This is a genomic window from Gordonia sp. 34D, assembly GCF_056682775.1.
In genome coordinates, this window is the sequence record NZ_CM155293.1 from 1,240,663 (window position 1) to 1,263,811 (window position 23,149).

General features: G+C 63.2%; 20 protein-coding genes and 7 tRNA genes. 18 read left to right on the forward strand and 9 right to left on the reverse strand.

Features of this window, described 5'->3' with window-relative positions; translation table 11 throughout:
• Positions 1-20: 20 nt before the first annotated feature.
• Both AC1L34_RS05700 and AC1L34_RS05705 read right to left on the reverse strand, forming a co-directional pair.
• The gene (locus AC1L34_RS05700; protein ID WP_424323660.1) at positions 21-905 is read right to left on the reverse strand and encodes an alpha/beta fold hydrolase; all 885 of its coding nucleotides are present in this window, start codon (positions 903-905) and stop codon (positions 21-23) included.
• Positions 902-2,467: a flavin-containing monooxygenase gene (locus tag AC1L34_RS05705; RefSeq protein ID WP_424323661.1), complete on the reverse strand. Its 1,566-nt coding sequence runs from the start codon at positions 2,465-2,467 to the stop codon at positions 902-904. The genes AC1L34_RS05700 and AC1L34_RS05705 overlap by 4 nt, the downstream gene beginning before the upstream one ends.
• A 117-nt stretch (positions 2,468-2,584) precedes the next feature.
• Between AC1L34_RS05705 and AC1L34_RS05710 the strand changes: the two genes are divergently transcribed.
• Positions 2,585-3,760, forward strand: coding sequence for a PucR family transcriptional regulator (locus AC1L34_RS05710; RefSeq protein ID WP_424323662.1), 1,176 nt, complete (start codon positions 2,585-2,587; stop codon positions 3,758-3,760).
• Positions 3,761-3,840: 80 nt separating this feature from the next.
• Here AC1L34_RS05710 and AC1L34_RS05715 read toward each other — a convergent pair.
• Positions 3,841-3,912: transfer RNA gene (locus AC1L34_RS05715), tRNA-Val, on the reverse strand.
• A 201-nt stretch (positions 3,913-4,113) separates the two neighbouring features.
• Here AC1L34_RS05715 and AC1L34_RS05720 point away from each other — a divergent pair.
• The 8 genes from AC1L34_RS05720 (at position 4,114) to AC1L34_RS05755 (ending at position 7,581) form a co-directional block, all read left to right on the forward strand.
• Positions 4,114-4,186, forward strand: a tRNA-Gly gene (locus AC1L34_RS05720).
• 51 nt (positions 4,187-4,237) lie between these two features.
• A tRNA-Cys gene (locus AC1L34_RS05725) sits at positions 4,238-4,311 on the forward strand.
• A gap of 44 nt (positions 4,312-4,355) precedes the next feature.
• Positions 4,356-4,430: transfer RNA gene (locus tag AC1L34_RS05730), tRNA-Val, on the forward strand.
• 237 nt (positions 4,431-4,667) lie between these two features.
• Positions 4,668-4,740, forward strand: a tRNA-Gly gene (locus AC1L34_RS05735).
• 46 nt (positions 4,741-4,786) lie between these two features.
• A tRNA-Cys gene (locus AC1L34_RS05740) sits at positions 4,787-4,860 on the forward strand.
• Positions 4,861-4,907: 47 nt separating this feature from the next.
• Positions 4,908-4,982 (forward strand) — tRNA-Val (locus AC1L34_RS05745).
• Positions 4,973-5,974, forward strand: coding sequence for a DUF4261 domain-containing protein (locus AC1L34_RS05750; RefSeq protein ID WP_480035174.1), 1,002 nt, complete (start codon positions 4,973-4,975; stop codon positions 5,972-5,974). Before AC1L34_RS05745 ends, AC1L34_RS05750 begins: the two co-directional genes overlap by 10 nt.
• Positions 5,975-6,108: 134 nt before the next feature.
• Positions 6,109-7,581: an HNH endonuclease signature motif containing protein gene (locus tag AC1L34_RS05755; protein ID WP_480035175.1), complete on the forward strand. Its 1,473-nt coding sequence runs from the start codon at positions 6,109-6,111 to the stop codon at positions 7,579-7,581.
• Positions 7,582-7,848: 267 nt separating this feature from the next.
• Here AC1L34_RS05755 and AC1L34_RS05760 read toward each other — a convergent pair whose 3' ends face one another.
• Positions 7,849-8,736 carry a DUF4261 domain-containing protein gene (locus AC1L34_RS05760; RefSeq protein ID WP_480035176.1) on the reverse strand — a complete coding sequence of 296 codons (888 nt, stop codon included), beginning with the start codon at positions 8,734-8,736 and terminating at the stop codon, positions 7,849-7,851.
• A 199-nt stretch (positions 8,737-8,935) separates the two neighbouring features.
• Here AC1L34_RS05760 and AC1L34_RS05765 point away from each other — a divergent pair, with 199 nt between their 5' ends.
• Positions 8,936-9,454 (forward strand): GNAT family N-acetyltransferase, encoded by a 519-nt coding sequence (locus AC1L34_RS05765; RefSeq protein WP_424294905.1) that lies wholly within the window; start codon positions 8,936-8,938, stop codon positions 9,452-9,454.
• Position 9,455: 1 nt separating this feature from the next.
• On the opposite strand, the gene AC1L34_RS05770 is transcribed toward AC1L34_RS05765, so the two are convergent.
• Together AC1L34_RS05770 and zapE are read right to left on the reverse strand one after the other, a co-directional pair.
• Positions 9,456-10,106, reverse strand: a complete 651-nt coding sequence (locus tag AC1L34_RS05770; RefSeq protein ID WP_424294907.1) for a Type 1 glutamine amidotransferase-like domain-containing protein — start codon at positions 10,104-10,106, stop codon at positions 9,456-9,458.
• A gap of 9 nt (positions 10,107-10,115) precedes the next feature.
• Positions 10,116-11,132 (reverse strand): cell division protein ZapE, encoded by a 1,017-nt coding sequence (gene zapE, locus AC1L34_RS05775; protein ID WP_424294909.1) that lies wholly within the window; start codon positions 11,130-11,132, stop codon positions 10,116-10,118.
• Positions 11,133-11,263: 131 nt separating this feature from the next.
• Here zapE and AC1L34_RS05780 point away from each other — a divergent pair, with 131 nt between their 5' ends.
• The 4 genes from AC1L34_RS05780 to msrB all read left to right on the forward strand — a co-directional run bounded on the left by AC1L34_RS05780 (position 11,264) and on the right by msrB (position 15,258).
• Positions 11,264-11,929, forward strand: coding sequence for a dihydrofolate reductase family protein (locus AC1L34_RS05780; protein ID WP_480035177.1), 666 nt, complete (start codon positions 11,264-11,266; stop codon positions 11,927-11,929).
• 97 nt (positions 11,930-12,026) lie between these two features.
• A complete protein-coding gene (locus AC1L34_RS05785; RefSeq protein WP_424322706.1) occupies positions 12,027-13,574 on the forward strand; it encodes an alpha/beta hydrolase in 1,548 nt (515 codons plus the stop codon).
• A gap of 25 nt (positions 13,575-13,599) precedes the next feature.
• Entirely contained in the window at positions 13,600-14,808 is a 1,209-nt protein-coding gene (locus tag AC1L34_RS05790; protein ID WP_424294914.1) for a glycosyltransferase family 87 protein, read from the forward strand.
• Between the two features lie 36 nt (positions 14,809-14,844).
• On the forward strand, positions 14,845-15,258 hold the full coding sequence (msrB, locus tag AC1L34_RS05795) for a peptide-methionine (R)-S-oxide reductase MsrB (protein ID WP_424294916.1): 414 nt from the start codon (positions 14,845-14,847) through the stop codon (positions 15,256-15,258).
• 9 nt (positions 15,259-15,267) lie between these two features.
• On the opposite strand, the gene hemQ is transcribed toward msrB, so the two are convergent.
• From hemQ to hemE, 3 genes are read right to left on the reverse strand one after another with little or no spacing between them, the layout of a single operon-like run.
• Positions 15,268-15,963 carry a hydrogen peroxide-dependent heme synthase gene (hemQ, locus tag AC1L34_RS05800; protein ID WP_424294918.1) on the reverse strand — a complete coding sequence of 232 codons (696 nt, stop codon included), beginning with the start codon at positions 15,961-15,963 and terminating at the stop codon, positions 15,268-15,270.
• 37 nt (positions 15,964-16,000) lie between these two features.
• Positions 16,001-17,401, reverse strand: coding sequence for a protoporphyrinogen oxidase (hemG, locus tag AC1L34_RS05805; protein ID WP_480035178.1), 1,401 nt, complete (start codon positions 17,399-17,401; stop codon positions 16,001-16,003).
• 9 nt (positions 17,402-17,410) lie between these two features.
• Positions 17,411-18,439 carry a uroporphyrinogen decarboxylase gene (gene hemE, locus AC1L34_RS05810; RefSeq protein ID WP_424294931.1) on the reverse strand — a complete coding sequence of 343 codons (1,029 nt, stop codon included), beginning with the start codon at positions 18,437-18,439 and terminating at the stop codon, positions 17,411-17,413.
• Between the two features lie 175 nt (positions 18,440-18,614).
• Between hemE and AC1L34_RS05815 the strand changes: the two genes are divergently transcribed.
• From AC1L34_RS05815 to AC1L34_RS05830, 4 genes are all read left to right on the forward strand, one after another.
• Positions 18,615-19,256, forward strand: coding sequence for a DUF3000 domain-containing protein (locus AC1L34_RS05815; protein ID WP_424294922.1), 642 nt, complete (start codon positions 18,615-18,617; stop codon positions 19,254-19,256).
• Entirely contained in the window at positions 19,253-20,518 is a 1,266-nt protein-coding gene (locus AC1L34_RS05820) for an HRDC domain-containing protein (RefSeq protein WP_480035179.1), read from the forward strand. The genes AC1L34_RS05815 and AC1L34_RS05820 overlap by 4 nt, the downstream gene beginning before the upstream one ends.
• A gap of 128 nt (positions 20,519-20,646) precedes the next feature.
• The gene (locus tag AC1L34_RS05825; RefSeq protein ID WP_480035180.1) at positions 20,647-20,790 is read left to right on the forward strand and encodes a hypothetical protein; all 144 of its coding nucleotides are present in this window, start codon (positions 20,647-20,649) and stop codon (positions 20,788-20,790) included.
• Positions 20,744-23,059 carry a glycoside hydrolase family 5 protein gene (locus AC1L34_RS05830; protein WP_480035181.1) on the forward strand — a complete coding sequence of 772 codons (2,316 nt, stop codon included), beginning with the start codon at positions 20,744-20,746 and terminating at the stop codon, positions 23,057-23,059. The genes AC1L34_RS05825 and AC1L34_RS05830 overlap by 47 nt, the downstream gene beginning before the upstream one ends.
• Positions 23,060-23,149: the final 90 nt, after the last annotated feature.

The following is a 23,149-nucleotide window of genomic DNA, read 5'->3' on the forward strand; positions in this document are numbered from 1 at the left end:
TTGGCGACAGTGATCCTTTTCTAGCGGGCCGACGGTTCTTTAGAGCGTGACTGGGCCTCGGTCACGCAAGTCGCAGCCAGGAATGGCCGTGCGATCGCGAGGAACCTCTCGGGAACCTCCAACTGCGCCATGTGGCCGACTCCCGGCAGCACCACGACGTCAGCGTGCGGGAGTGCCGCCCGCACTGCCCCGGCGTGGGAGGCGGGCAGAATACGATCCTTGGCACCCCAGACCACCGTGGTCGGAACTGGATTCGCGGCCGCCTGCGCGAGCAGCTGGCGCCGCCACTTTTCCTTCACCCCGCGCACGCTAGCGACTTCTGCAGCCACGCGCCGCGAAAACTCACCCGCATCAGTTTCCTTGGCGATCGCCATCGCATGGTCGATCCGGTATCGGGTAGCGAGTGCTGGATCGGCGAAGACTTGCTTCTGCAGCATGGCCACGGAGTTTCGGTTCGGCCTACTCGCCAGAATCTTGCCCAGCACGGGGACCGTCAATGACCGCAACAGCGGAGTGACCGAGCGTCCGAATGCCGCCGGACTAACAAGGACCAGAGAACTCACCCGATCCGGGTGCCGGACCGAGGCCGCCAACGCGATCGCACCGCCGAGCGAGTTCCCAATCCATTGAGCTGGACGCATCTCACCCAACGCATCTAAAACACCGACGGTCGCATCGGCGAGCGCATTGATGGTGATCGAATCGGGAGCCGGATCGGAGTATCCGAAACCTGGAACATCGAGTGCGATGACCCGATAGTCGGTGGCGAACTCGGCGATGACCGCCGCCCAATCTTCCAAGCTGCTGCTGATCCCATGCACCAGCACCAAAGGCGGCGCACCGCTGTCGCCAGCGAGCTTCACGCGGACCCGACGACCTTCAACGTCGATAAATTGACTGGTCATGCCGACACCACATCTTCCTCGATTGCGACCGTCAGGTTCACTGCCTTCTGCGGCTTGGCCGACTGCTTCTGTCGGGTCTGCGCTGCGGTCGGCGCGGGTGCTGAGAAGTGCAAGTCCGGATCTTCAATTGGCCCATCACTCAGGCGGGCCTTATCGACGGAGAAGTCTTGATCCATCGTCCACGATCCTTCGCGGCCCCGACGCGGGAAGGTGGCCGCCGCACGCTGCAGATAACCGGACTGCATGTCGAAGAGCGATTCAACTTCGGCTTCTGGATCGATCATCGGCGTCATCACGGTATTTCCAGTGCGATCCATATGGTCAAGCAGCCGGCAGAGGTGCTCACCGACCGGGTCCACCTTCAGCGTCCAGGTGAGGTTTGTGTAGCCGATGGTGAACGCGAAGTTTGGCACGCCGCTCAACATCATCGACTTGTAGGCGACCGTCTGCGAGATGTCGATCGGCTCACCGTCGATGCTGTACTCGATGCCCCCGAAAGCCTGCGTGTTCAGGCCGGTTGCCGTGACGACGATATCGGCGTCGAGGTGATCACCCGATTCGAGCAAGATACCGGTCTCGTCGAAGCTCGCGATTCGGTCCGTAACAATCGATGCTCTACCGCTCGAAATTGCACCGAAGAAGTCGCCGTCCGGGATGAGACACAGCCGCTCGTCCCACGGGTTGTAGGTCGGATTGAAGTGAGTATCGACGGGATAGCCCTCGGGCAGTGCGTTTGCCGTGAGCTTCCTGATCAACTTCCGCACGGCATTCGGCCACCTTTGCGCGGAATAGTAGATGGCCTGTCCCTTGAAGGTGTTGAACCGCCGCGTCAATCGGTACGCCAGCCTCTCCGGAAGGACCGCGCGGAGTCCGTTCGCGATCGGATCCTGTCGCGGCAGAGACAGCACATACGACGGCGATCTCTGCAGCATCGTCACGTGCCCGGCGTTTTCCGCCATCGCGGGCACGATCGTGACAGCCGTGGCACCGCTGCCGATGACAACAACGCGCTTGCCGACATAGTCGAGGTCTTCGGGCCATCCCTGGGGGTGAACTACCTGCCCAGCGAATGATTCGATCCCTGGAAACTCCGGGGTGTAGCCGCCGTCGTAGCTGTAGTACCCCGCAGCCGAGAAGAAGATTTGGCAGGTCACGGTTCGAGTAGTGCCGTTGTGCTCGAGTTCCACATGCCAGCGACCCTCGTCGGAGTTGAAGTCAGCAGAGTTGACTCGCTGTCCGAGATATAGATGCTTGCGCAGGCCGAGTTCGTCGACCGTTTCGTTGAGGTACATCATGATTTCTGGAGCGTCAGCGATGGCGTTCTTCGACGTCCATGGCTTGAAGCTGAACATGAAGGTGTGAAGGTCGGAGTCGGACCGAAGTCCGGGATACTTGAAGAAGTCCCATGTTCCACCGATGGAATCCCGCGCGTCGACCATCGCGAAAGTTCGACCGGGTTGTTGCGTCAGGTGGTGCGCCATCCCGATTCCAGAGATGCCCGCACCAACGATCAGCACATCAACATGATCTGGCAGCACGCGGTCAGGCGAAGTAGTTGTCATCAGGAGACCTCCTAGTTTTTGGTGATGCACAACACGTTCCCAACCTTTAGTGACAGTTAACACAGCCAGGTGGTCGAAATTGTCGACTTCTTTGACCAAATGGCTCAAACTGGCGTTATGACTGCGGTGCGAGACATGGTCTCGAGAGTGGCGCACGACTTGCGCGACGACATAGATAACGTCGCTCGCCGCAATGCCCAAGCAATTTCGCTCCAGGTTCCGGAACTACACGCCGCTCGACTGGAAGAGATCTTGCTGATCTCGTGCCGCGCCAACACCATCGTGGTGCTCGACGCCTTGATTGCCGGCGTTCCGCCCGAGTCAGTTGAACTTTCGGCCGAGGCGCTCGGACACATCCGGACGCTTGTCGTTTACGGAATCGCTCTCGATGTCGTCAGCCGCGCCTATCGGGTTGGTGCCTACGACACGATGGAACGGTGGTCGAAGGCGGTCACCGACAGGTTCGCCACAGATGCCAAAGCCGTCCCCACCGCCACGTACGGGACCCGCTTCGTGCTGACCTGGATGGATCGTGTCCTGGCCCAAATGGCGCACGAGTTCAAGGCCGAAGACGAGCGGATCACGCGTGAGCGCGCTCTCCGCCAGTTGGCGGATGTGCGACTCCTACTCTCCAGCGACCCGGCTAATCTGACGTCCATTGAAGCTCGCCTTGGCTATCGCTTGGCAGGCAAGCATCAGGCCGTGGTACTGCGCCGGACCGGCGTCGCCGTCGACCTTGCCCACGCCGCCAGGGCACTCTTCACCGGCCCGACGCCTCTCCAGATCCCGTTCGACGACTCCACCCTGTGGTGCTGGGGTTCGGGGCCAGTCCGCGACGCCGAGGTCCCGGGAGTTTGGGTCGGAGTGGGGCGCGTACGACGGGGACTCGACGGGTTCAGGGCCAGCCACGCGGAAGCCACCGAAGCGTTACGGGTGGCCGAACTGAACCCGGCCGGTGCCGTCGCCTTGATCGAAAACGTCGCCGTGACGGCTCTCTGCGTTGTCGATCCACACCGGGCACTCGAATTCGTCACCGCCGCCCTGGGGCCGCTGATGGCCACCACCGACGCAGCACAACGACAACGCGACACCCTGCAAGCGTTCCTCGAAGTGGGTGGGAATTCTCGCCAGGCCGGCACTCGACTCGGCCTGCACCACAACACCGTGCGCTATCGACTGGCGCAGATTGAAGAGCTGCTTGAGCGTCCAATTTCGCCACAACGACTCGAGTTGGAGTTGGCGTTGAGGCTCTTCGACGACCTCGGAATTGCTACACACGCGCCGCACGCGTGACGATAGGCCGCCGACCCTCCTCGTGGAACCAGCTAGATTTCGCGACGAAAAAGCCCCCTGCTTCCAGGGGGCTTTCGTTGTGGTCCCGGCTGGGATCGAACCAGCGACCTTCCCGGTGTGAACGGGACGCTCTTCCACTGAGCCACGGGACCGTATGCGATTTTGTGCGCAGGACTATCGAACGCCGCTGCTTCACACGAGATGTCAGATTACACACTGGTCGTATAGCTCACCAAATCCCCACGTAATCACACGCATGTAAGACGATGACCAGGCGATTTGTGTTCTGCGCCCGCATCCCGCTAATGTTCTCATCGCTGGTGAGCAGCGCCCAAAAGGCAACTCACGAGCATGCGGATGTGGCGCAGCTGGTAGCGCATCACCTTGCCAAGGTGAGGGTCGCGGGTTCGAATCCCGTCATCCGCTCGGAGCGAGTTTTCTCGCTTGATCATTTTCATAGCGAGAGTTTTCGCACCCGGTGGCGTGGCCGAGTGGTGAGGCAACGGCCTGCAAAGCCGTGCACACGGGTTCGATTCCCGTCGCCACCTCCACAAATAGCCTTCAAGGCGACAACAGCTTTACACTTTCCACACACGCGCGATTAGCTCAGTGGGAGAGCGCTTCCCTGACACGGAAGAGGTCACAAGTTCAATCCTTGTATCGCGCACCAGCACGAGTTCGGGCCCCGGCATTTGCCGGGGCCCGAACTCGTTGCGCCTCCCACGCTGGCATTCGGCTCCGCGCTGTTGAAGCCAGCCGCGGCCAACATCGCCCTCCACGCCAAACCCCTTGTCAGAACCCATTTTTCACCGAACCGACATCCCCGGTTTGCAAATCGCGATCCGAGAACGCTAGTGTTTGTTGTCGCCGGTGAGCAACAACGTCCACAAGACGAGTTCACCGGCATGCGGATGTGGCGCAGCTGGTAGCGCATCACCTTGCCAAGGTGAGGGTCGCGGGTTCGAATCCCGTCATCCGCTCGGAGCGAGTTTCTCGCACACGTTCGACGCGAGTCAGCTTGTACCTGGTGGCGTGGCCGAGTGGTGAGGCAACGGCCTGCAAAGCCGTGCACACGGGTTCGATTCCCGTCGCCACCTCCACCGGAACTGTAAAGTTCAGGGCAGAAAATTTAATACTTTCCACACACGCGCGATTAGCTCAGTGGGAGAGCGCTTCCCTGACACGGAAGAGGTCACAAGTTCAATCCTTGTATTGCGCACCAGCAACAAGCCCGTCGGATTTCCGACGGGCTTGTTCGCTGTCGTGGCCCGGGATTCGGCATGGCAGGATGAGGTTCGACAACGTCGAATTTCCCCCGCCACCTCACGAAAAGGACCGGACTCCGTGCCCAGTCTCGCGATGCTCTTCCAAAGCCAACTTGATCCTGAACTCACGGCTGAGCGTCTCGTCGAACAGCTAAAGCGTGACTTTCCGCAATTCTTGACCGAACCGCTGACGGTCGACGCCGCTGGCAGCAAAACGAGCAGCACTCCCCTGTCGCTGACCTATGGTTCGCAACAGATCGCGCTGATGGGCGTTCCGGAGACCGTGGGCGACGATCTCACCGAAGTCGCGCTGCTAAGCCGCCTCTGGCCAAATGAGACGCCCGCACCGAACGACTACCGCGCACACACCCTGGTTTCGGTCATGCGCTCGGGACAACCAGCACAGTCGTATCGCGACGCGGTCGCTGATGCCTCGCTGATGTCGATGGTGATCGCTTCGACGATCGCCATCACCAACACGGTCGATGCGGTGTACTTCGGCAGCGCCAACCACATCGTCTTTCCACAGCTCTTCCGCGAGCTTTCCCTGGAAACCCTCCCCGACCCGATCCTGCCGGCCTGGGTTGCCCTGAATGTGGCCCCCCGCCCGGATGGCATCATGACTGCACACACCCGAGGTCTCGACATGCTTGGTCTGATGGACGTCGAAATCCCGGAATCGAACGAGTCCGCTGAAGAGTCGTTCGCCCGAATCGTCAACACCGCGATCTACCAACTCGAGAACGGCCCCGTGGTCGGCGACGGCGATACCCTCGGCGAGACCGACACGGCCGAGATCATCGCCCACCACGCCCCATCACAGGTGGAAATCGACAAGACCGTCCTGTCCCTCGAATTTGTCGGCGACGAGTTCCCCGAGTACGAGCCGCCCAACAGCGACGCCCGAGATCACGAGCCACCAAAGCGTCGCTGGTTTAAGCGCAAGTAGCTTCAACTTTTCAGCCCCAACCAGCGGCGACGAGAATTGTCAGACCCTCGCGATAGTGTTCACACAAATAAACGAACACACAGTGAACTAGTTCACTACAGCTTCTTCACTAACGCCGCGAGGAGGTGGACCCGATGGACCTAACCCAGGCAATCGCCGAGTTGGCCGATCCGGCCGAACTCGCGGTCGTTATCGACGCGGCGATGACGCAACTCGCCGGCGCAGTGTTCACCGCTTCCACCGAGGGGCAACTCCTGGAAACCGCGGAGGTCCTTGAGCGGGCCAACCGCCGCTTCGACGGCGCGAACTCGGCGCTGCTGGCCGAGATCTCCGACCGCGGTGCCTACCGCAAGGCCGGGTTCCTCTCACTGCACGCTTTCCTCGCCGGAGGCCTACGCCTCGGTGACGGGGAGGCCAAGCGCCGCCGGATCACCGGCGCAGGCATCGCCCGCCTGGCCAATTTGCAGGGTGAGGCTCTGCCGCCGGTGTTTCCGGCCACCGCCCAGGCGGTCGCCGACGGCGCTATCAGTGCCGACCATGTGGTCGAGATTGATGCGGTGATGCGGAAAATCCCGGCCGCGGCCGACCGGGCTACTCGAGCCGGGGCCGAAGCCCAGTTAGCCGAGGTCGCCCGCGACCTCACCCCGTCCGGGGTCCGCACCGCCGGACACCGCCTGTTGGCCCACCTAGACCCTGACGGGGCGCTCACCGACGAGCGGGACCGCCAACGCCTCCGCCAGTTCGGTCTCGGCGGGCAAGACCAACGCCTGATGAGCAAAGTCCGGGGCTACCTCACCCCCGAACTTCGGGCCCGGTTCGAGGTCATGTTCGACTCCTGGGCCAAGCCCGGAATGAACAACCCCGCCGACCCAGCCTCCCCACGCGGGGCCGCTGAGGCCGCCGACCCGGCCACCCTCGCCGCGGCGGCCGAACGCGATGACCGTTCGCTCGGCCAACGCCAGCACGACGCCCTCCTGGCGCTGCTGGAGGCCGAGCAAGCCCTGCGGCCCGGCGCCGGCCGGGCGCTCTCCAGCGAGTTAGTCATCACGGTGACCGACCGGGAGCTGGCCGAACAGGCCGGAGTCGCCCTGACCGCCACCGGCACCCGGGTTCCGGTCGGGGAGCTCGTCGAGCTGGCCGCGAATGCCACCCCGCATTTGGCGGTCTTCGCCAACTCCACCGGCCAGCCCCTGTACTTGGGGCGGGGGTCGCGGTTGGCCAACAAGCCCCAACGCCTCATGCTTTTCGCCCGCGACCGCGGGTGCACCGCCCACCGGTGCAACGCCCCGTTCGCCCGAACCGAGGCCCACCACTTCCCGGACTGGGCCGACGGTGGTCCCACCGATGTGGACCATTTGGGCGCCGCATGCGGACGCCACAACCGCAGCGTGGGCAAGAACGTCGGCGAGTGGGAAACCAAACTCGTTGTGGACGGCCCCGCCCGGGGCCGGGTCGCTTGGCGGCCCCGCCAGCCGGGGCGCCCGGCGGTGTGGCGGGTCAACCCGACCCACCACGCAGAGTTGCTCCCCGTGAACGGCCCGCACGGCCCGCCGGCTCCGGAAGATTCTCGGCTCGAGGCCCACCTCGAACACCTACTAGGGGCTTAACCACCCGACCAGCCGGAAATCGGCCGGTCGGGGGTTCAGTCACGCCCACAGAAACAACCCAACAAACGCAGCTTGGACAGCGAGTCCATCGATACGAGGGTTGACATCGATACGAGGGTTGGACAGCGATACGAGGGTTGACATCGATACGAGGGTTGGGCGGGGCGACTTCTGAAGAGCCCTCCGCAGCGACGAAGCGCTAGCGAAGGAGCGAGGACTGCCGAAGCAGAAGTCGCCCCGCCCAACCCGGGCACACCAACCCCCGGACTACGACCCCTTCTTTCGCCCCGCTGCCCGCCGTTCGGCGCGGTTTGCTGGCGGTGCAACTGGTGTCAGGTAGAGCCGGGATTCTTCGTCTTCGTATTTTCCAAGGCCGATGTGGGCTTCCATGTTGCCGATTTCGGTTTCGACGAGGTCGCCGTCTTGGATGATGGGTCCTTCGTCGTAGATCATCACTGCTGTGTCGACGAGGACTTTCGCGACGTCGTCGGCGGGGAGGTCGCTGGGTGCGATTTCGACTTCGTATAGTCCCAGACTGGCCATTCCGTAGGTTTCGGCGGCGGAGATTCCGGAGTCGGTGCTGATCATGAGGTCGACCCAGAGGATGAGCGGCAAGCTGGGTGTCACGTCGAGGGCAGCTTGTCGGTACGAGTTGGGTGTTGCGAGGAGTTCTGACGACACCATGAAGATGCCGCTGATCGAATCTGTGCATGCTGCGATGGAGGCGGTGATGCGGGACAGGAGGGTCGCTTCTTCGATGGGGTCTGATTCGGATCCCAGCAGTTGTTCGTCGTCGACGGCTTCGATCTCGTTCAAGGAGATTGCGGTGATGACCAGTGAGTCGCCCGAGGCATCGGGTAGGGGTAGTGATTGGTCCCAGAGTGGGCTGTCTTCGGCTGCTGCGGCGATTTCGACTTCGCCGTTCATGCTCACCTGGGTGGCTGCGATGAATGTGTCGTCGAACCGAAAGACTAACGCGACGTTCTCTGCGTCTGGTTCCGGTTCGTCCGCTGCGGGTAATAGGTCGACGCCGTAGGACTCGTACTCGAGTGCAAGGTCGGCACCCCAGTCCTTTTCTACCTGCGCCATTACTCGCTCGGCGGTGAGTTCTGTGTCGATGCGATTGAGCAGGAGCGTTACGAACAAGGGGTCCACGGGGTCTCCAGAGTTGAGCGGGTGGGCAGTTTGCGAGCGGGGCGGATACCGGCTGGGCAGCCGGGTATGTGACTGGCAGAATCATTATGTGACGATTCGTGTTGATTCCGCTCAGTCTGGCATTCCGGGGCCGGGTGGGGTTGTGATTGAAACTGCGTGTGACCGATCGTTGGCGGGACCGATCGCGAGGGTCGCTGCGGTGACGTTTCCGCTGGCTTGTCCGCCGCATTCGACGGCGGCGAATATTGCAGCCCACATCGATCAGGTGCTGTCGCCGGAGCGTTTTGCCGACTATATCGCCGACGAGGATCAACAGGTGTTGATCGCTCGCTCTGGGCCCGAGGGCCCGATTGTTGGTTATGCGCTTCTGGTCCACGCTGTGCCGGATAATTCTGATGTGCACGGCGCTGTCATGAATGCTCCCGGCGGTGCGGAAGCTCTTGCGGCTCAGAGGGTTACGGAAGTTTCGAAGATGTATGTGCTTCCGGAGCATCACGCGACCAACAGCGAGCACCGACCGGCTCACCTACTGATGGAGGCGGCGCTTGCGGCTGCCGCAGATCGCGGTTCGACGTTTGTTTGGCTCGGTGTGCATTCGGGAAACGAACGCGCCAAGCGGTACTACGCGAAAATGGGGTTCACGCAGATCGGCACCAAGTCGTTCAATATGAATGGCGCGATTGAGCACGACTTCGTGCTGGGTCGAACGGTCGGCTGACCTAGCCCGCAGGTTCTACCGACGGTACGATTCGCGCTCCGTCGTCGTCGACGATGAATGCTTGGTCGTCGTTGAGTGGCAGGAGTGTCGCGCGCTCGCCGTATTCAGTGAGGGTTCGTTCGATGAGTTCTGGCGGGTATGGCGGCAATTGGCCGTCGGCGTGGGGAATCACGACGGTGTTCGTGAGGCCGAGGCCGCGGAAATCCGCAAGGTCGAGGCCGAGGCCTGGGTCGTCCATTAGTGCGGCGGGTTCAATGTCCGGTCCGGCAATCATCGCGCCGGCACTGAGCCCGATGTAGGGTGTGCCCGATCGGACGAGGTCGGTGATGACCGAATCGGCGCCGCTGCGGGTGAGGCCTGACATGAGCGCGAAGGTGTCGCCGCCGGAAACGTAAACCGCGTCCACGTCGGCCAGAATCTCCGCGAATCCGCCTCGCCGGATGTCAACGTTGATGACGTTGTATCCGAAACGAACCAGCCGGTCCCGTTCTGGGCCGGTGAATGGCGCATCGAGGAGATGCCGTTGTGCCTCGTCGAGATAGCCGATCGACACCTGCTTACCGTCTGTGACGGGAGGCAGATACTCGAGCAGTGCACCGGCACCCAACGACAGCAGGATCAATCGGCCCTGTGGATTCGGAGCTTCGGACATGTCGCTAACTTAGTCGTTCGCCTCGGCGAAACGCGAGAGCGCCAGTAGGCGCGAGGTGGCGCGAAGGTATTTCTTGCGGTAGCCACCAGCCACCATTTCGGGGGTGAAGAGCTCGTCGAGCTTGCCCCCGGAGACGCTGACGGGGATCTCCGCGTCGTACAGGCGGTCGGCAAGAGCCACGAACCGCAGTGCGACAGCCTGGTCGGGAGCGGGGTGCACCTGCTCGATGCAAACCATCTTGACGCCGTCGACAAGGGACTTGTACTTCGATGGGTGAAGTTTCGCCAGATGCGCGACGAGGTCGTCGAAGGTGTCCATGGTGGCACCGGAGGTGTTCTCGGCGATCTCCGCGAGTTCCGCATCGGTCATCGGTTCCGGAGCTGGCGGAAGGTCACGGTGACGGTAGTCGGGTCCATCGACGCGGACCGTCTCGAAGATCGACGACAGCTTCTGGATCTCACGCAAGAAGTCCTGCGCGGCGAAGCGGCCCTCGCCCAACTGTCCGGGCAAGGTGTTCGACGTGGCGACGATTGACACGCCCCGGGCGGTCAGTTCCGCGAGCAGTCGCGACACGACCATCGTGTCGCCCGGATCGTCGAGTTCAAACTCGTCGATGCACAGCACGCTGTGGTTCGAGAGGCGTTCGAGCGCGTCGATGTAGCCGAGTGCACCCACCACGTTGGTGACTTCACCGAAGGTCGCGAAGGCTTTCGGCCCGGGCATCGAGTGGTAGATCGACGCGAGCAGGTGCGTCTTACCAACACCGAATCCACCGTCGAGGTACAGGCCGATGCCGTTTGGGGGTGCCGACTTGCGGAAGAAACTCTTCTTTCCACCGGACCGAACCTTCGATGCGCGTGCGACGAAGTCGCGCCCGGCCTGGACGGCCGCAGCCTGGCTCGGCTCCTTCGGGTCGGGGATGTACGAGTCGAAGCTCACCTCGTCGAACATCCGCGGCGGAACCATTTCCCCGATGAGTTGGTCGGGAGCCAAGACCGGATTCCGATCGCTAAGTCGTGCCAGCATTAGCCAAGGGTAACGATCCCAACCATGATGGACCCATGTTCACCCTGACTAAAGCGACTGACGTCACAACTGGCGATCTTGCTGAGGCGTACAGGTTTCCCGACTCCGACCGCCCGGTCGTGCGAGCAAATATGGTCACAAGCCTCGACGGTTCGTCGGCGGCAGACGGCAAGTCGGGGCCGCTTGGGTCGGCCAATGACAATGCCATCTTCCACCTGCAACGCGCACTCGCCGACGTCATCGTGGTCGGTGCCCAGACTGCGATCGACGAGGGTTACCGTCCGCCGACTGTCGATCCTCGCTTTGCCGACCTTCGTCTCTCGTTGGGACTTTCGCCGGTTCCACAGTTGATCCTTGTTTCTCGATCGCTACGGATCCCGGCTGATTACCCGACCCTCGCCAGTCCGCTTGTTCGGGTCGCTACCTGCACCGACTCCCCCGCCAACGCTCGGCGAGCCCTCATCGAAGATGGTCAGGCAACCCTCCTGTATTGCGGCGAGAAGACAGTCGATCTGCATCTGCTGATCGACCGCATCGCTAATGACGGCGGTCGTCGGATTTTATGCGAGGGTGGGCCGCGTTTCCTTGCCGAGATGACGTCCGTCGGCCTCCTAGACGAGCTTGCCCTCACGGTTAGTCCCGCACTGGTTGGCGGTGACGGTCCTCGGATCGCCCACGGCGCCAGACTCAGTCCCCCGGCGGCGATGCGGATCCGCCACGTGATGGGCGACGATGACGGTTTCCTGTACCAACTGTGGGAGCGAGTCGCCGGGCATGTGGTGTCCGGTTCCGACTAGGCTCGCGTGCATGCGCTTTACCGCTCACCCCCGTGGTGTTCGCCCCAATGCCTTTCGAGCCAGTACCTTTCGAGGCCCTTCCTTGCGAGGCCGCGGTGTGGTTATCGGGGCTATCCTCAGCGCCGTCACCTTGCTCTCGTCCTGCGCGGTCGGCCCGGATACCGGCCCGAACATTGTGCGTGGCGACACGGGCAACGCCGCCAATAGCGAAGTACCTAAGCAGCCGGGGCTCAGCGCGCCGAAACGCGACCTCAACTGGCGCTCGTGCAATAAGCAACTGACCGAGAAGTACGCGTCCTCCCTGCCGAAGACCGCCGAGTTCGACGGCATCAAGTTCGATTGTGCGCGGTACGACGTCCCCGTCGATGCCAACAACCAGGGCGGCACGACGATTCGTGTCGGTGCTGTGCGCGCCCGAACCCAGGAGACACCCGCCGACGCCGTGCCGATCGTGTTGACGAGCGGTGACGACATGCCAAGTTCCCGAACGCTGCTGTCGTTGGCGAGTGGGGCCGGCATCAAACTGCTCGACCGTAATCCGGTCGTCGCCATTGATCACCGCGGCATGGGAACGTCGGGACTCATTGACTGCCTCACGAACACTCAGCGCGCCGCATACGACGTCAACGCCGCATCCCCCACCGCTGACATGACGACCCGGGCTCAGAAACTCTCCGAAGTCGCCCGCAGCGCCGCCGACCAGTGCAATGACACCTTGAGCCCCGACCAGCTGGCGTACTCGGCAGCGGCCGCAGGGGAAGACCTGGAACAGTTGCGTGAGCGCTGGGACGTGGACCGCCTGGCGGTGTTGGCTGTCGGCACCGGATCGTCGGTGGCGTTGGCTTTAGCCGGAAAGCACCCCGACAGTATCGGCAGGTTGATCCTTGACTCTCCCGTCGGATTCAATGTGAGCGCCAAAGACGCCACGGCCAGCCGGGCACGGGGTCTGCAAGCCACTCTGGCAGCGTTTCTGCAGCGTTGCGCGGCGCTCGGATGCTCCCTCGGCGCCAATGGGCCCGCAGTTTTGGGGCGACTGATGTCTTCCGGTGCGACACCGAGCAACGGCGCGTTGGCGGACACCGAAGTCCTGGCTGCGATCACGACGGCTCTCGCCGTAGGTGACACCTCGGAGGCTGGCCTCAAGAGCCTCAGCACCGCGTTGACCGACGCCGACCGCGGTGAGACTGCCGCGTTGAAAGCCCTCGCCGAGGCTTCTCGACCGATCCGACTGGCCGACGGTCAGGTAGTGGCCCGTTGCAACGATCTGCGAGGACACCCTGGAACAGCTGAGATTCCCGCACTCGCCAAAGATTGGTCGGCTCAGAGTCCCTTGACCTCGAATACCACCGCGCTGGATTTGGTCCGCTGTGATGGTTGGGGTGTTGCGGACACGCCGCCGGAACCGACGAGTTTCGCGGTAAACCCGCTGCTTCTGATTGGCCAGAATGACCCGATCAACGGTGCTGATGCCGCCCATAACCTGGCACCGCTGTTCTTGGCCACTGGAACCAACCAGACGACTGTCACCTGGGACGGTCTTGGCTACTCGGTGACAGCGGGGTCCGGATGCGCCGTCGCCCTGATCGACGAATACCTCGGCACCAGCCCGCTTGCCGCGCCGATGCAACGCGCCTGTCCGACGTAGGCAACCGATGTAGTACGGTGCGCGGGTGAATGTTCTTGACCGCACCCTGTACCCGCGTGTGGCGCCCCAGCGCATCATCCCGATGATTCTGTGGCCCATCACGGTGATGATGATCATTCATCGGTCGCTGATTTTGGGCGTCAACGGTCACCGCACGGATGACTTCGCCCCGGTGTACAACGCCGCGTTCAACTTCCTGAACCGCCTGCCGGTTTACAACGAAAACTACGGGACGGTAGACCCGCATTATCTGTATCCACCATCGGGGACCCTCCTGATGGCGCCCCTCGCGGTCTTGGATCCGCAGACGTCTCGCTGGATTTTCATCGGCGTGAGCGTCGCCGTCCTGGTCTTGTGCGCATACCTGCTCACTCGCCTGTTTGGCTTCGAGTCCAACTCGTGGGTGTTCCCGGCGGTGCTGTTCTTTTTCTTCAGCACCGAGACGGTCGCGCACACCCTGATCTTCACGAACTTCAACGGGTTCGTCCTCCTCGGCCTTATCGCATTCTTGATGCTGATGATTGGCCGCCACGACCTGTGGGCGGGTGTGGCGATCGGACTCACCCTCGCGGTGAAGCCTGTCCTGGCGCCGTTGTTGCTCCTGGTGCTGCTCAACCGACAGTGGAAGGCACTGATCACCGCGATTGGTATCCCGGTGGTGCTGAACGCGTTGGCGTGGCCGATCTCCGCCGACCCGATGGACTTCATCAGGCGCACGGTCCCCTACCTGGGCGAGACTCGCGACTACTACAACAGTTCCATTACCGGGAACGCCGCCTATTTCGGTATCGATAGTTGGCTCGCGTGGGTTTTGCGTATCGCCTTCATCGCGATGGCCGCATTCTCCCTGTGGTTCCTGTACAAGCACTACCGCAAGACCGACGAACTGCTCTGGTGGGCAACATCGTCGGGCGTCCTGCTGTGCACCACATTCCTGGTCGGTTCCTTGGGCCAGGGCTACTACTCGATGCTGCTGTTCCCGCTGCTGATGACCGTGTTCCTGCCCGGTTCGACGATGCGGAACTGGCCAGCGTGGCTCGGTGTCTACGGCTGCATGACGTTCGACGTTTTCGTCTCGAACAAATGGGAACCCTTCGGTCGCTACCTCGAATACAACAAAGTCCCGCTGGGATGGTCGTTGTTGATGATCTCGGTGTTCTGCGTCCTACTGTTCCGCTTCTTGGATCTGCGGAAGGCCGACGCCCAACCCAAGGTTGCCGTCGCCATTAGCTGAGCAAGCCTCGTCGTCTATGCGCGCTAGGCTGGTTTCATGACCGAGCAGACCGATTTCAGCAAACTCACCGATGAGCAGTGGCGTGAGCGGTTAACTCCGCAGGAGTTCGCGGTGCTGCGGCAAGCCGGTACTGAACGCCCCTTTGTCGGCGAGTACACCGACACCACTGACGAGGGCACCTACCGCTGCCGTGCGTGCGGTGCGGAATTGTTTACGAGCACCACAAAGTTCCCATCCCATTGCGGTTGGCCATCGTTCTTCTCACCGCTCGCTGGCGACGCGGTGATTGAGCGCGTCGACAACTCGATGGGGATGAGTCGGACCGAGGTGCTGTGCGCGAACTGCAACAGCCACCTCGGCCACGTCTTCGCCGGTGAGGGTTACGACACCCCCACCGACCAGCGCTACTGCATCAACTCGATCAGCTTGACCTTTGAGTCAGGCAAGTGAGTTAGTCCTTCAGGGAAGTGAGTTCGCCAGCGTCAGCGGTTCGATGCGCGGCCCCGTGAAGAACGGAATTTCGACACGGACGTGGCGTCGAGCTTCGGTGGCGCGCAGGTCACGCATGAGGTCGACGATCCGGTCGAGTTCTGGACCCTCAAACGCCAGAATCCACTCGTAATCGCCGAGCGCGAAAGCGGGCACCGTGTTGGCGCGCACGTCCTTGTAGTCGCGGGCTTCCTTGCCATGATCGGCGAGCATCTTGCGACGCTCTTCGTCGGGCAGGAGGTACCAGTCATACGACCGGACAAACGGGTACACGCAGATGTAGTCCCCCGCCGGTTCGCCTGCCATGAACGCCGGAATGTGGCTCTTGTTGAACTCTGCAGGCCGGTGCAGTGCCGAAGCACTCCAGAACGGGTCGCTGGCTCGGCCGAGGACCGTTGAGCGGCGGAACGTGGCGTAGGCGTCTTGCAGCTGCTCGATCGTTTCTGCGTGCCACCAGATCATGAAGTCGCAGTCGCCGCGCATGCCGGCAATGTTGTAAATGCCGCGGACGACGACGCCCTTCTCAGTGACCTCGTCGAGGAAGCGGTCGAGTTCGGCGGCCACCGCTTCCCGGTCGTCGGGCAGTTCGCCTGCCCGGACCTTGAAGACTGAGAACATCAGGTAGCGGATGGTGGAGTTCAATTCAGCATAATCAAGACGACTCATACCCCCATCGTGCCACTGCGCCGAAGGAAGGGAACCCTCAGGTCTGCAGGTCTGCAGTGAGTTTCCCCACTGCGGAGGTGGCCGTTCCGATGCACGCGGGAACCCCGACTCCGGCATAACCGGATCCAGCGACGGCAATCCCCGAGGGCAATTGCGGCATTGTCGACGAAATCATCTTGAGATGTCCGGGACCGTAGTGCGGCAGACCTTCCGGCCACCGCTGCACCACCGCGTCGATGATTGTTGGGGCCGGGACGCTGGCGGCGGCACACACTGTTGCCAGGTCGGCGATCGCGGCCGCTACCAGTTGGTCGTCGGTGTCGGTGACTGGGGCACCAAGTCGCCCGAATGACATGCGGAGGGTCCGAACTGGCCCGCTGCGCAGGTGCGGCCACTTCTGGCTGCTAAACGTGATGGCTTTGATACGCAGCGGTGAATCGGTGGCCACCAGCACGCCCGAATGCTCAGGCAAGGCGGTCTCTGCGGGTACGGCGACCGCTACGACCGCAGACCCCGCGGCCTCGACCTCGCCAAAGGCTCCGGCCACCTGGGGCGAAATCTCGCGCAGCAGGCGGGCCGCGGTCCAGATCGGCACAGCGACGACAACGCCGTCGTACTCGATGTCGGTTGGTGCACCGGACAGGACGTAGCCCGTCGGTGTCGCGTGAATACCGGCAATTGAGATGCCCTGCTGGATTGGATTCCCAACGGCCTCGGTCAATGCCGTGACGAGTTCGCGGTATCCACCGCGCAGCGCACCGAAAACTGGACCGGCACTACCGCGGCCGGCAGCGAGCACCGCTTCGACAGCCGCGGTCAGCGACGGCGCTCCCTCATCCAGCGCTTTGGCTAGGGCAGGGATCGCCTCGCGCAACCCCAGTTGGTCCGCGACAGCCGAGTAGACACCCCCGAGCATGGGGTTTACCCCTCGCTCGACTACGGAGCGACCGAATCGTTCGCCAACGAGGTGCCCGACAGCCGGATCGTCGCCGACGGTCCATTCGAACGGTCGAAGGGGTTCGGTTGCCATGCGTTCCAGATCGGCTTCGACGGCCAGGCCGGTCATCGGCTCCGGTCCGACGGGAATGCCCATGAGTGCCGGCGTGGGCAGCGGGTGCAGTCGTCCATCCTGCGCGCCGCCCGTCCAGATCGCTGGTCGCATCGGTCCCGGCGCCACGATGTGGTCGGCGAGACCGAGTTCGGTCACCAGGTTGAGTGCCTCGGGTCGACGCACAATGAATGCTTCGGCACCCACATCCATCGCGACGCCACCGACTGGCTTCGTACGCAGAAGTCCGCCCGGGCGGTCGGCAGCGTCGAAGAGGTCGAGGTGCATGTCGTCACCGAAGCGCTGCCTAAGCCGAAAGGCGGACGTCAGCCCGGACACACCACCGCCGATGATGGCAATGCGCGGCTGGGTCCGTCCCTGTCGAATCACCGGGTCAACTCACAGCGAGTGAATGATCTCAACGGCGCGCGTGATGACCTCGGCCTCCGTATTGGGCAGCACGCCGTGACCCAAGTTGAAGATGTGGCCGGGCGCGCCCGCTTCAACGGCACGCTGTCCTGCGGCAACCACGCGAGCTATCTCCCGTTCCAGCACCGTGTCGTCCCCCGCCAGCAGCACCGTCGGATCCAGATTTCCCTGGACGGCGACGCGATGGCCGACGCGGGCCGCGGCCTCGTCGAGCGGGATTCGCCAGTCGACGCCGATCACGTCGGCACCAACCTGGGTCATCGAATCGAGTAGTTCTCCGGTATTCACGCCGAAGTGAATGCGAGGCACACCGTAGTCGGCGATCTCCGCCATCACCCGGGTGGAGTGCGGCGCGACGTACTCCTCATAGGTGGCCTTTGACAGGGCCCCGGCCCACGAATCGAAGAGTTGAACGGCGTCGACGCCCGCATCCAACTGGACGCGGAGGAACCCGATCGTGATGTCGGTGAGCGCCCCCATCAACTGATGCCACAGTTCGGGTTCGGCGAACATCATCGCCTTGGTGTGTTCGTAGGTGCGACTCGGGCCGCCCTCGATGAGATAGGACGCCAAGGTAAACGGGGCTCCCGCGAAGCCGATGAGCGATTTCTCGTCAGACAGTTCACCGAGAATGGTGCCAATCGCTCCGGTGATGGCGCCCACCGAACTCGGATCAAGGCGAGGGATCGCCGCCACATCGGCAGCGGTGCGGATCGGCGTGGCGATAACCGGACCGGTACCCGCCACGATGTCGAGGTCGATCCCGGCAGCACGGAGCGGCACCACAATGTCCGAGAACAGAATTGCCGCATCGGTGTCGTGCCTGCGGACGGGCTGCATCGTAATTTCGGCGACGAGGTCGGCGTCGAAGCACGCCTCAAGCATGCCTCGGCCGACGCGCAGGTCGCGGTATTCGGGCAGCGAACGCCCAGCTTGGCGCATAAACCATACGGGACGACGCGCGGGCGTCCCTCCGGTAGCGGCGGCAATTAATGGCATCCGGGTCGGCGAGCGACGGCCTCGAATCGAAGTCATGGCCACAACTGTGCCACCTTCGGCAAGGCTTAAGCCATCTCGGCGTGAGGTCCCTCACTTGGTGGGCCACTCGAACGGCCCGATCGGCACTGCGGCGCGCCTCCGACGTCTCGTCATCGGTGAGGCTTAATCTGGCGCCGTGACCACATCTGGAGCTCCGAGCGAGCCGGCCGAATTCCGCGACGCGGTGGCCTCGCTACACGACGCCACTGTGCGCCGCGAGATCGAGATCGGTTCGATCCGACCGCCGCAGCGGCTGGCACCGTACAGCTACGCCCTCGGCGTTGAGGTGAGCCCGCCGGATGACGGCGACGCCAGCAAGGTTCCCACGGACTCTTCTGGCAGCGCATTCGGTCGCTTGGTCTTGCTTTACGACCCCGCAGGACAAGAGGCCTGGAACGGCACATTCCGTCTCGTGGCGTTCATTCAGGCGGAGGTGGAGGCCGCACTTGCCGCCGATCCACTGCTCCCGCAGGTCGCGTGGACTTGGCTGTCGGAGGCATTGCGCGTCCCGGACAGCACCACCGAGTCCACCCCGCCGCTAGGGAAAGACGAGCCTGCGGTTCGCGCTCTGGGTGGAACGGTCACCGCAACGACATCGGTACGCTACGGGGACATCGCCGGACCGCCGCAAGCCCACCAACTTGAACTGCGCGCATCGTGGACGGCGACAGGCAATAACCTCGCTCCGCACTTGGAAGCATTCTGCGAGGTCGTCGCTTCGGCTGCGGGTCTACCTCCCGCTGGCGTCACGGCTTTGGGGTCGGTCCAGTTCTCGTGACTTCGTCCGACCATGACCGGAGCACTCCCGCCGAAGCAGATTCAGCGGCACCTGCACCCACTTCGGCTCCAGAGGCTGTCATCAGTCCCCTGACCGCACCGGCAGACGGCGTTCCGGCGGTTCTGTCCTCGCCGGCCGAGTTTGCCGAAGCAGCTCGCCTCCTGGAGTCGGGCACCGGCCCGATCGCCCTCGACACCGAGCGTGCCAGCGGTTACCGGTATTCACAGCGCGCCTATCTCGTACAGATCAAGCGCACCGGCTCCGGCAGCTTCCTAATCGACCCCATCGAGCATCCCGACGCCCTGGCACCGGTCATCGACGTACTAGACGGCCCGGAGTGGATCCTGCACGCGGCCGACCAAGATCTACCCTGCCTCCGCGAACTCGGCTTCCGGGCCGAGACGCTGTTCGATACGGAACTCGCCGGACGCCTCCTGAACTATCCCAAAGTCAATTTGGCGGCAATGGTCGCCGAATTCTTACACCTCGGATTGGTCAAGGGCCACGGTGCCGCCGACTGGTCGCGTCGGCCCCTCCCCGCTGACTGGCTGAACTATGCGGCCCTCGACGTCGAAGTCCTCGTAGAACTGCGCGACGCGATGATGCACACCCTCACCGAATCTGGCCGCATCGAATGGGCCGAGCAGGAATTCGCGTATGTTCAGGCACGACCGCCGTCCTCGCCGCGAACTGACCGGTGGCGACGCACGTCTGGCATCCACGACCTCCGCACGGCGCGACAACTCGCGATCGTTCGCGAACTCTGGTCGGCCCGCGAAGCGACGGCTGAACGCCGCGATATTGCGCCCGGCCGCATCCTGCCTGATTCGGCGATCATTACCGCCGCGAAGGCTGCCCCCGAGAACGCTGCTGCGCTTATCAAGTTGCCGGTGTTCGGCGGTCCGCGTCAGCGCCGTCAGGCAGATCGTTGGATGCGTGCCATTACGGCGGCGCTCAATCTCAGCGATAGCGAATTGCCGTCAAAGAAGGCTCCGCACACCGGGCCACCCGCATACAACCGCTGGGAACAGCGGGATCCGGAAGCGGCGGCGCGCGCCGCGGTGATCCGCCCCACCGTCAAGGATTTCGCCGACGAGATCGGCATCCCGCAGGAGAATCTCGTCGCCCCGGATGTGCTCCGAAATCTGTGCTGGGAAGGTCTTGCTGCCGGCCAAACGGTTGACGACTGGCTCGAAGCCAATGGTGCTCGACCGTGGCAGCGCAACTTGGTGGCACCCCGAATCACCGACGTTCTGCCCTAATCGCACACGGCACAGTTTTGCTTCCCGCCTCAGCCGGTCCTGGCTGATCGTCTCTCGGCGGGGGCGCAATCGCGCCGACTGTGCGTGCCGACTCAGAAATACCATGCCACCGCCCTATCGTCACATGGGTGAACCCCGAGATTGTGCACCCTGCGACAGCGAACCCTTCGGTACTGCGGCGCCATTCGACGGTCGCCACGCTGACGCTGGCGGTCGTGCTATTGATTGGCGCGATCGCTGATCCCGTTGGGCTGCTCACCGTGGTTGGTTGAGGCGTCGATCCGGTCCATCGACGGATTCTGGGAACTCGCACCGTATTTGCTGCTGGTGCCGATCGGTCTCGCAGGCACCTGGTGGACGGTTCGCCTCTTTGACGGTGCTCATCGGCGCTTTGCCCCGGTGTTCGCCGGAACATTTGTCTCGCTGTTGGTCGGCAAGTTCGCGACCGCGCTGGCTTCGGTTGCCTTTGTCGGGTCGGGCGCATTGGCGACGGTGGCCTGGTCGACCGCCTTCAGCGTGGCGAAAGCTGGCGTTGCCGCGTTGATTGTCGCGACCGTCGTTGCTATCTGCTGCCGACGCGGATCGAGCGACGACACGGCATCGGACATCCCGGAGATCGAGTGGGTCGGAATCCTGGCGTTCGCCGCGATCGCTCCGGTTGTCGCAGGTCTGTGGTGGACCGGTGCCGCGTATAACGACGCGATGCCTGCCCCGAATCCGGTGCGCGGCCCGTGGAGTGTGGTTTTTGGCGTGATCGTCCTGGCCGCCGGGACCGCCTTCGCCGCCTGGCTTTTCCGTCGACGTGGCATGACCTCCGAGCTCTCGCGCCCCTCCCGATTCATGCTCGGCTGGTATGCGGCGATTGTCGGTGGCGCGATCCTCGGAGTGGTCTCGACCGCCATTGGCTTGTTCACCGGCGACGGATTCTCCGGTGATCTGTGGCCCGTGATGTCGGGCTATATCCGGATCGCCGACGCCGTCTCCTATGGCTTATGCCTCGGCTGGATTGTCGGACTCGGCACCCTGCTTCCGGCAGTTGCCCGCCAGCGGTCGGCGATCGCCGTGACCATTGTGCTGGCCGTCGTCGCGGTCGTCGTTCCGACGGCGCTGTTCAGCCCGGTGAACCGGTCCGTCGCGGTACCACTCACGACCGAAGGCGGCGATCTCTTGCCCTTGCACGTCCGCGGCGACGTGATCGCCGATGCGGCGGACCGCGAGGTGCTGCTTCGCGGCGTCAACGTGAACCAGCTCGTTGACTTCTACGCGGCCCGCCCCGAGGTTCCGGCCACCCGCCCGCTCACCGAAACGGACTTCGTCGGCATGTCCGACTTGGGATTCAACGTGGTCCGGCTCAATCTGTCGTGGTCGGCGCTCGAACCGGTCCGCGGCAAACTGGACCCGGCCTACCTCTCCAGGATTCGCACGGCCGTCGACCAGGCGGCCAAGCAGGGCATGTACACCGTCCTGGATATGCCCCAGGACGGCTGGTGGAACGGTCCGTCGACCGATGAGACATCCTGTCGACCGGGCACGGCCCCGATGTGGGGCTACGACGGCGCACCCGACTGGGCGACTCGCACCGACGGTGCCCCTCGCTGCGAGTTCACGGGCCGCGACATGTCGCCAGCGGGCGATCGCGCGTTCAACCACTTCTATTACGATTCCGAAGGCATCAGCACCGCCCTTGCCCGCACCTGGGGCGAACTTGCGGGCGCGTTTGCCGATCAGCCTGCGGTGGCCGGTTTCGACCTGTTCAACGAACCTGGCTTTGGCGAATCTGCTCCGCTGACGACATCGTTGCTCCTCGGCCGGTTTTATGATCGCGCCATCAACGAGATTCGGGCAGCCGGTGCCAAGCAGATCGTGTTCTTCGAGCCCAGCATTCTATGGTCGGGCCTCGCCTTCGATGGGGGTCCCGCAAGCGACTTCACCGACGACGCCAACATTGTCTTCTCCCCTCACCTTTATGCGCAGTCCATCACCATGGACGCTTCCCTGGGGTTGCCGCCGTTCGTCAGCATCGAGCGCGGATTCACCCTCGCCGAACGGGTCGCGAAGGAATACGACGTTCCGGTGTGGAGCGGCGAGTTCGGCTACTGGGGCGACGATTCCACCGAGTACTTGGAACGGTTCGCGGCCGAACAGGATGCCCGCAGGCAGGGCGGAGCGTACTGGGTGTGGAAGCAGGCCTGCGGCGATCCACAGAACGGTATCCAAGATGTCGGTGACGGACTGATGCAGCAGGACTGCAAGTCCGGCGGTGACGCCGCGGCACCGCCGAAGTCGGATCTGCTGACGATCCTGACGCGCGCCTACCCACTTGCCGCCCCGGGACAGTTGGATTCGCTCAAGTCCGAGCGTGGACAGATGGAACTGACGGGCACCGCCGGTGCGGGCACCTGCGAACTACGCGTGTGGATTCCGGGCACCGCCCGTCCCCAGGTGACGACCACGGGGGTCTCCGACGTGCAGTTGACCGCCCACGGCAGCGGATTCTTCCTCACCGGTTGTGCCCGCGGCGATTACCGCGTGCGCACCTGATCGACAGAACTGTCGCGTCAGGTGTCGTTCGATCGCTTTGGGTGTCGTTATTGAACGACACCCAGTGCGAGTTGGTGACGCCTAACGCAA

What these genes read in the sequence shown, in the direction of transcription:
- zapE (WP_424294909.1), bottom strand. Translation starts at nt 11,132, where the DNA reads ATGCTGGCACGACTTAGCGATCGGAATCCGGTCTTGGCTCCCGACCAA.
- AC1L34_RS05770 (WP_424294907.1), bottom strand. Translation starts at nt 10,106, where the DNA reads ATGTCCGAAGCTCCGAATCCACAGGGCCGATTGATCCTGCTGTCGTTG.
- AC1L34_RS05705 (WP_424323661.1), bottom strand. Translation starts at nt 2,467, where the DNA reads ATGACAACTACTTCGCCTGACCGCGTGCTGCCAGATCATGTTGATGTG.
- AC1L34_RS05780 (WP_480035177.1), top strand. Translation starts at nt 11,264, where the DNA reads ATGGTCACAAGCCTCGACGGTTCGTCGGCGGCAGACGGCAAGTCGGGG.
- msrB (WP_424294916.1), top strand. Translation starts at nt 14,845, where the DNA reads ATGACCGAGCAGACCGATTTCAGCAAACTCACCGATGAGCAGTGGCGT.
- hemE (WP_424294931.1), bottom strand. Translation starts at nt 18,439, where the DNA reads ATGCCATTAATTGCCGCCGCTACCGGAGGGACGCCCGCGCGTCGTCCC.
- AC1L34_RS05755 (WP_480035175.1), top strand. Translation starts at nt 6,109, where the DNA reads ATGGACCTAACCCAGGCAATCGCCGAGTTGGCCGATCCGGCCGAACTC.
- AC1L34_RS05710 (WP_424323662.1), top strand. Translation starts at nt 2,585, where the DNA reads ATGACTGCGGTGCGAGACATGGTCTCGAGAGTGGCGCACGACTTGCGC.
- hemQ (WP_424294918.1), bottom strand. Translation starts at nt 15,963, where the DNA reads ATGAGTCGTCTTGATTATGCTGAATTGAACTCCACCATCCGCTACCTG.
- AC1L34_RS05700 (WP_424323660.1), bottom strand. Translation starts at nt 905, where the DNA reads ATGACCAGTCAATTTATCGACGTTGAAGGTCGTCGGGTCCGCGTGAAG.